Genomic DNA, 13137 nt, shown 5'->3' with positions numbered 1-13137 from the left:
GTGGTCCGGCGCGCATCACGTGTTCACGGGATTCGCCGACAAGACCAGCCTGATGGCGAAATTTCGGTACCCGGCCCGCTCGAACGCCCTGGCCATCGGCACGTTGCCCGCGTCCGTGTCGGCCACGATCCGCCGCACCCCGCGCCCGGCGTGGCAGCGGGTGATCTCGGCGAGCAGGTCGTCGACGTACCCGTGGCCGCGCTGCTCCGGCACCACCCCGAGATAGCCCACCACGGGCCCGCCGCTGTTGGCCGACGGCAGCGCGACCCCGACGAGCGCACCGCCCTTGTCGTACGCCAGCCGCCACCAGGCCCGCTCCCCCGGCATCGACCGGTAGTCGCGGACGTCCTCCCGCGCCTGGGCCACCGGGTCCATGGTGGCCAGGGCCTGGCGGGTGTGGAAGTCGAGCGTCCCCTCCGCCACCCTCCGGAACGCCGACACGAACGCCTCGTCGTCGTCATCGCCCCGGAAGACGAGCCGTTCCGAGGGCTCGGGCACGGGGGCGTCGCCCTCCGTCCAGGCGTAACGCAGGCGTTCCAGCTCCTCGGTCAACCCGGCGCGCCCCGCCGCGGCCCATCGCCAGGCCACCGCTGCGCCCGCTCTGGGGTCGTCGCGCCAGCCGTTGGGGACGAAGACGTGATAGGCGGGCGCCTGCCCGTAACGGGCATGGGCCCGGCGCAGCAGCTCGGCGGCCACGCTCACGCGGTCGGCGGCCGACGGGTGAACGTACAGGCAGTCGAGCGCGAGCGGGCCGGTGCTGTCCGGGAAGCTCCACCACACGGCTCGGGCCAGGATCTCGCCGCTCTCCTCGTCCTCGGCGAGCCAGATGTGGTCGAAGCGGTAGTTGCCGCTCTCCAGGTACGACATCAGCCGGTCGGGGTGGGACCAGCTGATGGACTCGTCGACGACGCAGCCGAGCAGGCGGTCTAGATCGTCCTCGACGGCGGGACGGAAACGCATGAATCCTCCGAGAAGCAGAAGCGGGCGCGGAGAGCGCCCAGGTAAGTACCGAACATCTCAGCGCCTCCTTTCTTCCGACTTTTCGGCGTCAGCGGGCACTCTATCGGAAATATCGCGAAAGGATGGGCTCGTGAGCTCCTACGACGACACGCTGCCCCTGCAGCCGCCGATCCGGCTGCCCGGCGAGGCCACGCTCGCCGCGGCCGTACGCACCGCTCCCCTGGCCGACGAGCTGAAGCCGGAAGGCGACGACGCGGAGGTGCTGGCCGTCTGGGCGGAGCACTGCCGCGAGCGGCTGGCCGAGGACGAGGGGCTGCTGCTGGAGCTGATCAGGATGTTCCTGTCCAGGGAGCCGGTCACGGGCGAGCGGCCCGGGACGCTGACGGATCTCGGCCTGGTACGGCAGGCGGAGCCGTACACGCTGAGCTGGCTCGGCCTGTGGGTGGCGCGGCAGATCATCGCCGAGACCACCGGGCAGGACATCCCCGTGATGGGCTCGCTCGCGGACGCCGACGCGGCGGCGCTGCTGCACGGGCTGCGGTCGTACCCGGAGGGCGAGCGGGGCGAGGAGCTGGCCGGGTGGCTCAAGGACAGGGACGCCGCGGCCGCGGCGGCCGAGATCGCCTCGGCCCTGGGCACCGTGAGCCCGCTGAGCCGCGCGGTCGGCGTGGAGGTGCTGGCGACGGGCCTGGGCGACGAGGGCCGGCTGGCGCTGACCCGGCTGCTGGAGGAGCCCAAGCTGGGGGCGGTGATCGCGGCCAGGACCGGCCGGGAGGAGCGGCAGCCGGCGCCCGAGGAGATCGCCTGGGTGCTGGTGGACATGGCGGCGGCGCTGCTGGAGTTCGGGGGCGAGACCGGCGAGGTGATCGAGTCGATCGCCATGGGCATGGAGGCCGAGGAGCAGGCGGGGACGATCGCCATCCTGGCCTTCGGGGATCATCCTTGGACGGGGCAGGTGCTGCGGGTGTTCATCGAGCACCATCCGGACGAGCGTGTGGCGGCGGCGGCCCGCAAGGCGTTGCGGCGGTTGCACGGGCTGGCCGACGCGCGGGGGTGAGGGCACTCCTTTTTCTCGTCGCCATATGAGCAAACAGAAATCCTCTTATCAGAGCCGACATCTCGTCTCATGCCGCAGCATTGTCATGCCGCATGGGTTGCGTAGAAGTTGCGCGGCAACCGCCCGTACCCCCTGCAACCTGCGGCGGCACTCCGTCTGCGACGTGCTCGACCGCCACCGCGCCAGCACGCAGTCCGGCAAAATATTGCGGAATACCGCGCGATCACGAAATGTCGGGAATTTCGCGCGGGCATGGACCGGTACGCCCACCTCAACCGCACGGTCGAAAGCGTCGAGAGCCCGGGGATCCGCCGGGTCCGGGGCGGCGGCGCGACACCCACCCCGGGAGAGCGCCGGTAGAGTCGGCTCGGTGACCAAGCATGTGATCTTCCCTCAGACCGGCATCCTGGGCGACGCGTTCGCCTGTGAGTGCGGCGTCGTGCTGGGCGGCCGGATGACGGCCGAGCTGCACGCCGCCGAGAACGGGCTGTGCTCGGCCTGCTTCGGCACGGCCGAGGAGGAGGCGGCGCCGGGGTTGACGCGCGGCTGCACGAGCTGCGCCGGCACCGGGCGGCGCAGGGAGCAGATCACCTGGCAGCTCGCGCACGCCGAGGCCGAGCACCTCATCACCATGACCGTCGTACGCGGGATCGTGGCGGGGTTCGACGGCCCGTTCCACCTGTCGGAGATCGCCGACACGGTCAGGAACGGGCTGGGCCTGCCCGCCGGGCGGCTCCCGGTGGGCCCGCGGGTGCGCGACCTGCTCCTGCAGCTGCAGGCCGCGGGCGAGATCACCATGTTGTCGGCGCCCGACGAGATGGTCGGCACGGACATGGTCCTCTACCGCGACCCGCAGTGGCAGCGCGCCCGCACGCTCGGCCTGTGACCGCCTGCCGTCGGCCCGGCCGTCAGCCCTGCCGTCATCGGGGCCGTCAGCGGGGGACGAAGCCGCGGTAGACGACGCGCCGCCGCTGGAGCACCGGCCACTGCCGGCCCTTGATGCCGCGCAGCACGCCGGCGGTCACTGCGCCGGTGAGGAGGGTGCCGAAGATGCCGCTCACGACGAGCATGAAGGCGATTGCCATGTCGATTCCTTCACCAGGAGTTCGAAGCTGAACAGCAGGGCAGAACAGCGCCGGTCACCGCCCTATTCCGAGCCCGGCAGCGCGGCGGTGGAGCCGGGCCGCCGGGATCAGCTCTCCCGGACGCGGCAGACGATCTCGCCGTGCAGGATCGACAGCCAGCCGTCCCCGGCCGCCGCCCACTCCAGCCACCCCTCCGAGATGCGCCGCAGGTCGGACTCCGTGGCGGCGCCGGTGGCCAGGGCCCGCTCGGCCATGGCGGAGCGCTGGATCCGCTCCGCCCACATCCCGCCCCACCAGGCCCGGTCCTCCGGCGTGGCGAAGCACCAGGTGGAGGAGGTGGCGGTGACGTCCTCGAAGCCCGCCGCCCTGGCCCACGACAGCAGCCGCCGCCCGGCGTCCGGCTCGCCCCCGTTGCCCCGCGCGACCTGCTGGTACAGCTCCATCCAGTCGTCCAGCGCCGGCACCCGCGGATACCAGGTGAAGCCGGAGTAGTCGCTGTCGCGCGCCGCCACGAACCCGCGCGGCTTGGTGACCCGGCCCATCTCCCGCAGGGCCAGCACCGGGTCGCCGACGTGCTGCAGCACCTGGTGCGCGTGCACCACGCAGAACGTGTCGTCGGGGAACCGCAGCGCGTGCACGTCGGCCACGGCGAAGTCCACGTTCTCCACCCCCCGGGCGGTCACCTCCGCCCTCGCCAGGTCGAGCGCCTCCTCGCTCACCTCGGACGCCGTCACGTGCCCGACCAGGCCCGCCAGGTCGGCGGTGATCGTACCGGGGCCGCTGCCCACGTCCAGCACCTTCATGTGCGGCTTGAGGTGGGGCAGCAGGTACGCGGCCGAGTTCTCGGCGGTGCGCCAGCGGTGCGAGCGCAGCACGGACTCGTGGTGGCCATGGGTGTAGACGGCGTCCATCGGCAGACTCCCTCGTTTCGCGACGATGGGATCACCCTAGCGCTGTCTCAGCATTCAAGAGAAAACGTCTTGCATAGCGAGACGAGACGCTCATCCGCCACCCCTCGTAAACTTGTCGCGAAACATTCGCAAACCATAGGAAAGGCGTGGTCGTGGGAGAGGTCCGGCCGATCGTGCACGTGGGCGACCCGGTGCTGCACCACCCGTGCGAGCCGGTGACCCGGTTCGACGGCGAGCTGGCGGAGCTGGTGGAGGACATGTTCGCGAGCATGTACGCGGCGGAGGGCGTCGGCCTGGCCGCCAACCAGATCGGCGTGCCGCTGCGCGTGTTCGTCTACGACTGCCCCGACGCCGACGGGCAGCGGCACAAGGGCGTGGTCGTCAACCCCGAGCTGGAGCTGCCCGGCGTCGGCGAGCGGCAGCTCGACACCGGCGACGAGGGCTGCCTGTCCGTCCCCGGCCAGTACGCGCCGCTCCCCCGCGCCGACCACGCCACCGTGCGCGGCTTCGACGCCGCCGGCGAGCCCGTCACGGTCGAGGGCACCGGCCTGCTGTCCCGCTGCCTGCAGCACGAGACCGACCACCTCGACGGCCACCTCTACATCGACCGCCTGCCCGCCAAGCGCCGCAAGCAGGTGCTGGCCGCCTACCAGGAATCCACTAAAGCGGATAAAGCATCGCTATAGTGGAGGAATGGAAGGCGAAGGGGTCCTGTCCAGCGGGCTGTCCATGGCCGAGCTGGGCCTGCGGATCCGGGGCGAGCGCCGGGCGCGCGGGCTGTCCATCGAGCGGCTGGCCGGGCTGAGCGGCATCAGCAGGAGCATGGTCTCCGAGGTCGAGCGGGGCACCAAGACCCCGACCGTGCTGGTGCTCGACCGGCTGGCCACGGCGTTGGGCACCTCGATCTCCCGGCTGCTCGACGAGCCCGCGCACGGGGCGATGCGGGTGCTGCGCCACGCCGAGCAGCGGGTCCTGCGCGACCCGTCCGGCTGGGAGCGGCGGGTGCTGTCGCCGGTGCTGGGCGAGGTGGAGTTCGAGTTCATGCGCACCACCATCGGGCCGGGCGTGGACGCGGGCGAGTTCGTGCCGCACGCGCCGGGGTCGCGGGAATACCTCGCGGTCGAGCACGGCAGCCTGCGGCTGACGATCGACGGCAGGCCGCACACGCTGGCGGCGGGCGACTCGGCGTACTACCCGGGCGACCGCCGCCACGCCTTCGCCAACGACGGCACCACCGACTGCGTCTTCTACCTGGCCATGGAGCTGGGCCAGACGACGGGGGCAGTCGGGCACCACGAACCACGGAGGGAATCGCCCGATGGATGAGCTGCGCCTGGCCGGAGCGAAGGCGGCCGCGATCATGGCCGACCACCTCGAGGGCGTCGGCGACCGGCCGGTGTGGCGGCCGGTGCCGGACGGCGACCTGGCCTGGCTCACCGGCCAGGAGCTGCCCGAGACGGGGCGCGCGCTGGACGAGCTGCTGGAGGACGCGCGGGCGCGCGTGCTGCCGTACCCGATGGGCAACGGGCACCCGCGCTTCTTCGGCTGGGTGAACTCGCCGCCCAACCCGGCGGGCGTGCTCGTCGAGCCGCTGGCCGCGGCCCTGAACCCGAGCGTCGCCGGTGGCGACCACGCCGGGCCGCACCTGGAGCGCACGGTGGTGCGCTGGCTGGCCGGGCTCGTCGGCTTCCCGCACCCGCCCGGTGGCGGGCTGCTGACCAGCGGCGCGTCCATGGCCACCGTGATCTGCCTGGCCACCGCCCGCCAGCGGGCCGCGCTGGCCGACGGGTGGGACGCCCGCGAGGAGGGGCTGGCCGGGCGGCCGCCCATGGTCATGTACGTGACCGAGGAGGGGCACAGCTGCCTGCACAAGGCGGCGCAGCTGCTCGGCCTGGGGGCGCGGAACGTGCGTACGGTGCCGGTGGACGCGGCGTACCGGATGGACGTGGGCGCGCTGCGCGCCATGATCGCCGAGGACCTGGACGCGGGGCTGCGGCCGTTCTGCGTGGCGGGCAGCGCGGGCACCGTCAACTCCGGCGCGGTGGACCCCCTGGACGAGATCGCCGACGTGGCCGGCTCGTACGGGCTCTGGTTCCACGTGGACGGCGCGTACGGCGCGCTCGGCGTCCTGGCCGACGGCGCCGCGCCGCACTACGCCGGGCTGGAGCGGGCCGACTCGCTGGCCCTGGACCCGCACAAGTGGCTCGGGGTGCCGGTGGGCTGCGGCTGCGCGCTGCTGCGCGACCCGGCCGCCGCGCGGGCCGCGTTCAGCCTGGTGCCCTCCTACCTGATCGACGACAACGCGGACGACCTGGGCTGGTTCGCCGAGTACGGCCCCGAGCAGACCCGCCCGTTCCGCGCGCTGAAGACCTGGGCGACCCTGTCGTACCTGGGCCGGACGGGCGTCAAGCGCCTGGTGGACCACACGACCGGGCTGGCCCGCACCCTGGCCGCCATGGTCGAGCAGGCCCCGGACTTCGAGCTGCTCGCGCCGGTCACGACCTCGATCACCGCGTTCCGCCACATCCCGCGCCCCGACGGCCTGGACGCGCTCAACCGGGCCATCCCCGGTGCGGTCCAGGCGCGTGGCAACGTCTTCTTCACCGGCACCCGGCTGGGCGGGCACGAGGCGCTGCGGGCGTGCTTCCTGCACCCGGACACGACCGAGGGGGACCTGGCGATGCTGCTCGACGAGATCCGGGTGGCGGCCAAGAGCCTCTGACCCCACGATCGGGGCCCCGGCGCCGGAGCGGGCCCGGCGGGCCGATGCGGCGCTCGTCACGGCGGGTGACGACACGCGCGGCCCGCCGGCCCGGCACGCACGGCGGGCGAAGAGAAGCGGCCGGGTCCCGTGAATCGCGCACCCGCCCGGGTAGGGGGTCGGCCGGACCGATCCACAGGAGGCTCCCATGGCGAAGACCGTGGCAGATGTGATGACTTCCCACCCGGCGACGGTGGAGGCCGACCAGCCGGTGTCCGTCGCGGCGACGCTCATGCGCGACAACGACACCGGGGCGATCATCGTCAACGACAACGGCCGCATCAAGGGCATCGTCACCGACCGTGACATCGCCGTCCGCGTCGTCGCCGACGACCGGGGCCCGGACACGCCGGTACGCGAGGCGTGCAGCCCGTCCGTCGAGGCCGTCGGCCCCGACACCAGCATCGACCAGGCCGTCCAGCTCATGCGTACGCACGCCGTACGCCGCCTGCCGGTGGTCGAGGACGGCCGCGCGGTCGGCGTGGTGAGCCTGGGCGACCTGGCCGTCGAGCGCGACCCGAACTCCGCGCTCGCCGACATTTCCGCCGCCGAGGGCAACCGGTAACGTGGCGGTGTGGTCACAGTCGACGACGTACGACAGTTCGCGCGCACGCTCCCCCGCTCGTCGGAGCACCTCATCCGAGACCGCGTGAAGTTCCGCGTGGGCCAGATCGTCTACGTCGCGTTCTCACGTGACGAGACGCAGATGGGGTTCGGCTTCCCCAAGGAGGAGCGTGCGGCGCTGGTGGCCGCCGAGCCGGCCAAGTTCCTCCTGCCGGGGGAGTCCGACATGCGCTTCAACTGGGTGGAGGTGCGCACGGCGGCCATCGACGTGGCGGAGATGCGGGAGCTGGTGCTGGAGGCCTGGCGGATGTGCGTGCCCAAGAAGGTGCGCCTGGAGCAGGAGCGCGCCGCCGCCCGCACGACCCTTTAGAACCGCACGGCCCTTAGAGCCGCCCAGCCCTTAGAGCGCGCGCGGCCCCTTAGAGCCGCGCGGGTCCGGCCTCAGCTCAGGCGGTCGATGCCGAGGGCGCTGATGAGCAGGCGCTCCTTGCGGTTGCCGAGCAGGCGGGCCGTCCAGTCGACGAAGCCGCCGTCGCCCACCTCCACGCCCTTGCCGTAGATCTTGAAGCAGAGGCCGGAGTAGTAGCCGCGCCCGCCCTGCCGGTCCGGGTCCGGGGTGGCGTCGAGCTCCGCCGCCACCCGCTCGAACCGGTCGTCCAGGACCGTGACCCGGGTCTCGGCGTCGGCGCCTCCGCAGGCGCGGACGGCGGCGGTCAGGACGGCCAGGTGCTCGGCCGCGTGTGCGCGCTCGAAGGCCAGGTCGCCGGTGTCGCGACCGGCGGTGATCACGGCGAACAGGGTGAAGTGGGCGTAGCTGGCGGCACCTTCGAAGCGCTGGGCGCGCACGACGCGTTGCAGGGCCGCCAGGCGTACCGGCCGGGTGGGGTCGGCGCGGCGGCGCAGCGCCGCCTCCAGGGCGAGGGCGTTGGTCGGGTCGGCCGCGACCTCGCTGTTCCTGATCGTGGAGATCACGTTGTTCTGGTCGACCGGGGCCAGCGCCGAGTGGGTGCCCAGCGGCGCGACCGGGGCCAGGGTGACCAGCTCGAACTCGTCCGGCAGGGCCGACAGCACGGCATCCTCGGCTCGCCGCAGCCGCCGGAACGGGACCTGCGCGGGCGCCACGAAACGGTCGTGGCCGTAGCGGCGCAGGACGTCGGCCGGGGAGAGCGCGCGCGAGCGGTGGCGCATCACCTCCAGCAGCAGCGTCGTCAGGTCGGCGCCGGGCAGCCGCCCGGCCAGGACGTCGAAGGTCTCCTGTCCGCCCGCCTGCCTGAGCACCCGGTCAAAAGCATTTGCTCGCTCCGCCATCCTCTACAACTATCAATGATCATGACGGAGCGCGATTGGGTTAAATGGCATGACTTCTACGATCAGCCGGGTTCCTCCCTGGAACGACGGTTGCGTACGGTCCGCAAGTGGGTGGAGGTGGCGCTCGACGAGGGCGCGTCGCGGGTCGTGAGCCTGTGCGCCGGGCAGGGGCGCGACCTGCTGCCCGTGCTGGCCGGGCATCCCCGGCGCGGGCAGGTGCGGGCGCGGCTGGTCGAGCTCGACGAGCGCAACGCCGCCGCCGCCCGGAGCATCGCCCCGGAGGGGGCCGAGGTGGTGTGCGGGGACGCCGCCGTGGGGCGCGCGTACGAGGGCGCGGTGCCGGCGGACCTCGTGCTCGTCTGCGGGGTGTTCGGGAACATCACCGACGACGACATCCGCCGCACGGTCGCCACGCTGCCCCAGCTCTGCGCGCCCGGGGCGATGGTCATCTGGACCAGGGGGCGGCACGAGCCTGACCTGGTGCCGGTGATCTGCGACTGGTTCGAGGACGCCGGATTCGAGCGGGTCGGCGTCGAGGGCACCGACTACGGGGTCGGCGTGCACCGTTACACCGGCCCGCCCGTGCCGCTGGAATCCGGCACGCGGATGTTCGCCTTCGTCGGCCAGTGAGGCTCAGCCGGTGACGCTGCGGTAGAGGTCGCGGGTCAGCGTGGTGATGCGCTTGACGGAGGAGCTCCACGTGCCGCCGGCCGGGTGTGCGGTCAGCACGGCCATGACGTAGCGGTCGCCCTGGCCGGCCAGCCCGGTCGTGTACAGCACGGGGCGGCCGTAGTCGGGCACGCCCGAGCCGGTGGCCCGCTGCGCGATCCACGAGATGGGCGCGCCCACGGCCCTGGCGTTGCCGCCGCACCGGACCGGCGGCGTCGTGCCGAACCCCGACCAGCCCTGCTTGACCGCCCACGGCCGGGGCACCCCGTCGGGGATGCCGAAGGTCTGGTCGAAGCCGTCGGTCCCGCACGGCGTGGCGCGCCGCAGGTGGCCCAGGATCGTGTCGCGGACCCGGGCGTCGGCCTTGTCGAGCAGGTAGCGGTAGGTGCGCACGATGTCGTACGCGCTCAGCGAGCTGTAGCCCCAGAACCCCGGCTTGGAGGCCGGCGGCGGGGCGGTGTCGGACAGGCCCAGCCTGCGCGCCTGCCTGACGATGATCTGCCCCTTGCCCAGGCGGTCCCAGAAGGCCGAGGCCGCGTCGTCGTCGCTGGAGCGCAGCATGACCTTCAGCAGCTTGGCGTCGGCCGCCGGCACGCTCTTGCGCCGCTCCAGGTAGTCGATCGCGATGAGGATCTTGACGACGGAGGCCGAGCGGTATTTCCGGTGCGCGTTCTTCGTCGCGACGATCTTGCCGGCCTGCCGGTCGAACACCACCCAGGCCGCCGTCGTCCCGGCCGGGACGCGGGGCGGCCGGCCCGCGGCGGTCTCGGCGGCGCGGGCGGGCGTCGTGAGCGTGGCGAGGAGGAGGGGCCCGGTGAGGAGCAGGGGGGCCAGGGGCTTGATTCGCACCCGCCTATAACTACCAGATTCCGGCAGCATACCCTTGACCAGCCAACGTAAACGGGTATAAACACAGAGGAAACCAACCCGAAACGGCGGTGAATCAACATCATGTACGCCGAGGAACGGCAGCAGGAGATCCTGCGGAGAGCGCGGGCCGCGGGCCGCGTCGACGTGGTGACGCTGGCCGCCGAGCTCGACGTGACCACCGAGACGATCCGCCGCGACCTGACGTCGCTGGAGCGGGCCGGCGTGCTGCGCCGCGTGCACGGGGGCGCGATCCCCGTGGAGCGGCTGGGGTTCGAGCCCGCGCTGGCCACCCGCGACGAGGTCATGACGGCCGAGAAGGAGCGCATCGCCAAGGCCGCGCTCGCCGAGCTGCCCGAGGACGGCTCGGTGATCATCGACGCGGGCACCACCACCGGCCGCCTGGTCAAGGTGCTGCCGGCCGACCGGGAGCTGACCGTGGTGGTGAACTCCCCGCCGCTGGCCACCGCCCTGGCCGCCCGCGCCAACCTGCACGTGATCATGCTGGGCGGGCGGCTGCGCGGCAAGACCCTGGCCACGGTGGACGACTGGGCGCTGCGCCCGCTGGCCTGCCTCAACGTGGACGTGGCGTTCATGGCGACCAACGGCTGCTCGCTGACCCGCGGCCTGACCACGCCCGACCCGGCCGAGGCGGCGATCAAGCGGGCGATGGTCAAGGCCGCGCAGCGCAGCGTGCTGCTGGCCGACCACACGAAGTTCACCAACACCTACCTGGCCACGTTCGCCGAGCTGAGCGAGATCGACGTGGTGATCACCGACACCGGGCTGGACGCGTCGCTGGCCGCCGATCTGGCGGCGGCCGGCCCGGAGGTGATCAGGGCGTGATCCTCACCCTGACCCTGAACCCGAGCCTCGACCGCACGATCGAGATCGCCTCCCTCGACCGGGGCGCGGTCATCCGCGCCGCCGCCGCCCGCCTCGACCCCGGCGGCAAGGGGGTCAACGTCTCGCGCGCGCTGCTGGCCAACTCGGTGGCGAGCAGGGCGGTGGTGCCGTACGGCGGGGACGAGGGCCGGCAGCTCGTCCGCCTGCTGGCCGCCGAGGGGCTCGACATGGTCACCGTGCCCGTCGCCGGCCCGACCCGGTCGAACGTCACGCTCGCCGAGCCCGACGGGACAACCACCAAGATCAACGAACCGGGCACCGCCCTGTCGCCGGCTGAGCTCGACACGATCGCCGACGCCGTGCTGGCCGCCGCGCACTCCGGCGACCAGGGCGCCGACTGGGTGGTCGCCTCCGGCAGCCTGCCGCCCGAGGTGCCCGCCGACGTCTACGCCCGGCTCTGCCGCAGGTTCGCGGGCGCGGGCATCCACGTGGCGGTCGACACCAGCGGCCCCGCGTTCGCCTGCGCGCTCGGCGCCGCGCCCGCCCTGGTCAAGCCCAACCTCGAGGAGCTGTCGGCGGCCACCGGCATGCCGCTCCGCCACCTGGGCGACGTGGCCGAGGCGGCGGGCAAGCTGCGGGCCGCCGGGGCGCGTACGGTGCTGGCCAGCCTGGGCGCCGACGGCGCCGTACTCGTCGAGGAGGGCGGCAGCTGGTACGGCGAGGCCCCCGTGACCGAGCCGCGCAGCTCCGTCGGCGCCGGCGACGCCATGCTGGCGGGCTTCCTGGCCGCGGGCGGCCGCGGACCCGAGGCCCTGGCGCGCGCGCTGGCCTGGGGCGCCGCCGCGGTGAGCCTGCCCGGCAGCCGCATGCCCGGCCCCGCCGACATCTGCCTGGACTCCGTCACCGTCCGCCCGCCCGACCCCGAACGCCCCCTCTCCTCCCCCCTGCCCACCGGCTGATCTACTGCTCGTCCCCCCAAAGGAGCAAGTCCATGGCCGACACGTACACTCCCCCGGTCACCGGAACCGGGGTCAAGGCCACCATCCAGCGCATCGGCGGCCATCTGGCCGGCATGATCATGCCGAACATCGGCGCGTTCATCGCCTGGGGCCTGATCACCGCCCTGTTCATCCCGACCGGCTGGCTGCCCAACGAGACGCTCGCGAAGATGGTCGGCCCGATCATCTCGACCCTGCTGCCGGTCCTCATCGCCTATACCGGCGGCCGGATGGTGCACGGGCAGCGCGGGGCGGTCGTCGGCGCGGTGGCGGTGATGGGCGTCGTGGTGGGCACGGAAGCTCCGATGTTCCTCGGCGCCATGATCATCGGTCCGCTGACCGCCCTGATCCTGAAATATGTCGACAGGTTCACGGAGCAGCGGACCAAGGCCGGGTTCGAGATGCTGGTGGACAACTTCTCCGCCGGCATCGTGGGCGCCGCGATGGCCGTGGTCGGCTTCCTGGGCATCGGCCCGGTCGTGCAGTCCGTCACCACGGCGGCCGGCAACGCGGTCGAGTGGCTGATCGTCAACAACCTGCTGCCGATCGCCTCCGTGCTCATCGAGCCGGCCAAGGTGCTGTTCCTGAACAACGCCATCAACCACGGCGTGCTGAGCCCGCTGGGCGTCGCCGAGGCCGCCGAGCAGGGCAAGTCGATCCTGTTCATGCTGGAGTCGAACCCCGGGCCCGGGCTGGGGCTGCTGCTGGCGTACCTGCTGTTCGGGCCGCGCGCGATGCGGCCGAGCACGCCCGCCGCGATGATCATCCACTTCTTCGGCGGCATCCACGAGATCTACTTCCCGTACGTGCTCATGAAGCCCCGGCTGATCCTGGCCGTCATCGCGGGCGGCGCGGCCGGCGTGTTCACGTTCATGGTCACGGGGGCCGGCCTGGTCGCCACCCCGTCGCCCGGCAGCATCTTCGCCTACCTCGCGGTCACCCCCAAGGGCGGCTGGCTCGGCTCCAGCCTGGGGATCCTCGTGGCGACGGGCGTGTCGTTCGCCGTCGCCGCCATCCTGCTCGGGTTCGGCAGGGGCGAGAAGGCCGAGCCCGCGGAGGAGCCCGCCGAGCCCACCGAAACCCCGGAAACCGCTTCCAAGGAAGGCTGAGC

Annotated in this window: 16 protein-coding genes; 11 read left to right on the top strand and 5 right to left on the bottom strand. The window is 72.7% G+C overall.

Annotation, left to right across the window (positions count from 1 at the left end; all coding sequences use genetic code 11):
• Positions 1 to 15: 15 nt before the first annotated feature.
• Positions 16 to 960 (bottom strand): GNAT family N-acetyltransferase, encoded by a 945-nt coding sequence (locus ACTWPW_RS30515; RefSeq protein WP_443170640.1) that lies wholly within the window; start codon positions 958 to 960, stop codon positions 16 to 18.
• Between the two features lie 130 nt (positions 961 to 1090).
• Here ACTWPW_RS30515 and ACTWPW_RS30510 point away from each other — a divergent pair, with 130 nt between their 5' ends.
• Together ACTWPW_RS30510 and ACTWPW_RS30505 are read left to right on the top strand one after the other, a co-directional pair.
• Positions 1091 to 2017 (top strand): hypothetical protein, encoded by a 927-nt coding sequence (locus ACTWPW_RS30510; RefSeq protein ID WP_375108416.1) that lies wholly within the window; start codon positions 1091 to 1093, stop codon positions 2015 to 2017.
• A gap of 370 nt (positions 2018 to 2387) precedes the next feature.
• On the top strand, positions 2388 to 2903 hold the full coding sequence (locus tag ACTWPW_RS30505) for a hypothetical protein (RefSeq protein WP_443170639.1): 516 nt from the start codon (positions 2388 to 2390) through the stop codon (positions 2901 to 2903).
• A gap of 46 nt (positions 2904 to 2949) precedes the next feature.
• On the opposite strand, the gene ACTWPW_RS30500 is transcribed toward ACTWPW_RS30505, so the two are convergent.
• Positions 2950 to 3102, bottom strand: coding sequence for a hypothetical protein (locus tag ACTWPW_RS30500; protein ID WP_364135807.1), 153 nt, complete (start codon positions 3100 to 3102; stop codon positions 2950 to 2952).
• A 107-nt stretch (positions 3103 to 3209) separates the two neighbouring features.
• A complete protein-coding gene (locus tag ACTWPW_RS30495) occupies positions 3210 to 4013 on the bottom strand; it encodes a class I SAM-dependent methyltransferase (RefSeq protein ID WP_375108418.1) in 804 nt (267 codons plus the stop codon).
• Between the two features lie 152 nt (positions 4014 to 4165).
• On the opposite strand from ACTWPW_RS30495, the gene def reads away from it, so the two are divergent.
• The 5 genes from def to ACTWPW_RS30470 all read left to right on the top strand — a co-directional run bounded on the left by def (position 4166) and on the right by ACTWPW_RS30470 (position 7708).
• Complete coding sequence (gene def, locus ACTWPW_RS30490; protein WP_375108419.1) at positions 4166 to 4699, top strand: peptide deformylase; 534 nt, start codon at positions 4166 to 4168, stop codon at positions 4697 to 4699.
• A 7-nt stretch (positions 4700 to 4706) separates the two neighbouring features.
• On the top strand, positions 4707 to 5339 hold the full coding sequence (locus tag ACTWPW_RS30485) for a helix-turn-helix domain-containing protein (protein ID WP_443170638.1): 633 nt from the start codon (positions 4707 to 4709) through the stop codon (positions 5337 to 5339).
• Positions 5332 to 6735, top strand: a complete 1404-nt coding sequence (locus tag ACTWPW_RS30480) for a pyridoxal phosphate-dependent decarboxylase family protein (protein ID WP_375108421.1) — start codon at positions 5332 to 5334, stop codon at positions 6733 to 6735. The genes ACTWPW_RS30485 and ACTWPW_RS30480 overlap by 8 nt, the downstream gene beginning before the upstream one ends.
• 187 nt (positions 6736 to 6922) lie before the next feature.
• Positions 6923 to 7339 (top strand): CBS domain-containing protein, encoded by a 417-nt coding sequence (locus ACTWPW_RS30475; RefSeq protein ID WP_364135795.1) that lies wholly within the window; start codon positions 6923 to 6925, stop codon positions 7337 to 7339.
• 9 nt (positions 7340 to 7348) lie between these two features.
• A complete protein-coding gene (locus ACTWPW_RS30470) occupies positions 7349 to 7708 on the top strand; it encodes an MmcQ/YjbR family DNA-binding protein (protein ID WP_364135793.1) in 360 nt (119 codons plus the stop codon).
• A gap of 71 nt (positions 7709 to 7779) precedes the next feature.
• On the opposite strand, the gene ACTWPW_RS30465 is transcribed toward ACTWPW_RS30470, so the two are convergent.
• On the bottom strand, positions 7780 to 8646 hold the full coding sequence (locus ACTWPW_RS30465; RefSeq protein WP_443170637.1) for a hypothetical protein: 867 nt from the start codon (positions 8644 to 8646) through the stop codon (positions 7780 to 7782).
• A gap of 21 nt (positions 8647 to 8667) precedes the next feature.
• Here ACTWPW_RS30465 and ACTWPW_RS30460 point away from each other — a divergent pair, with 21 nt between their 5' ends.
• Positions 8668 to 9276 carry an SAM-dependent methyltransferase gene (locus tag ACTWPW_RS30460; RefSeq protein ID WP_443170636.1) on the top strand — a complete coding sequence of 203 codons (609 nt, stop codon included), beginning with the start codon at positions 8668 to 8670 and terminating at the stop codon, positions 9274 to 9276.
• 3 nt (positions 9277 to 9279) lie between these two features.
• Here the strand turns inward: ACTWPW_RS30460 and ACTWPW_RS30455 are convergent, their stop codons facing one another.
• The gene (locus ACTWPW_RS30455; RefSeq protein ID WP_443170635.1) at positions 9280 to 10164 is read right to left on the bottom strand and encodes a hypothetical protein; all 885 of its coding nucleotides are present in this window, start codon (positions 10162 to 10164) and stop codon (positions 9280 to 9282) included.
• Positions 10165 to 10266: 102 nt separating this feature from the next.
• Here ACTWPW_RS30455 and ACTWPW_RS30450 point away from each other — a divergent pair, with 102 nt between their 5' ends.
• Genes ACTWPW_RS30450 through mtlA form a run of 3 tightly spaced genes read left to right on the top strand, consistent with a single transcriptional unit; the run spans position 10267 to position 13135 of the window.
• Complete coding sequence (locus tag ACTWPW_RS30450; RefSeq protein ID WP_364135784.1) at positions 10267 to 11028, top strand: DeoR/GlpR family DNA-binding transcription regulator; 762 nt, start codon at positions 10267 to 10269, stop codon at positions 11026 to 11028.
• Entirely contained in the window at positions 11025 to 11987 is a 963-nt protein-coding gene (gene pfkB / locus ACTWPW_RS30445; protein WP_375108425.1) for a 1-phosphofructokinase, read from the top strand. Before ACTWPW_RS30450 ends, pfkB begins: the two co-directional genes overlap by 4 nt.
• A gap of 32 nt (positions 11988 to 12019) precedes the next feature.
• The gene (mtlA, locus tag ACTWPW_RS30440; RefSeq protein ID WP_375108426.1) at positions 12020 to 13135 is read left to right on the top strand and encodes a mannitol-specific PTS transporter subunit IIC; all 1116 of its coding nucleotides are present in this window, start codon (positions 12020 to 12022) and stop codon (positions 13133 to 13135) included.
• Positions 13136 to 13137 lie beyond the last annotated feature (2 nt).

The sequence above is a fragment of the Nonomuraea sp. KM90 genome (assembly GCF_052246675.1).
Classification (GTDB): Bacteria; Actinomycetota; Actinomycetes; order Streptosporangiales; family Streptosporangiaceae; genus Nonomuraea.
Note: the sequence above shows the minus strand (reverse complement) of the source record. Positions and strands in the feature narration are given on the sequence as shown.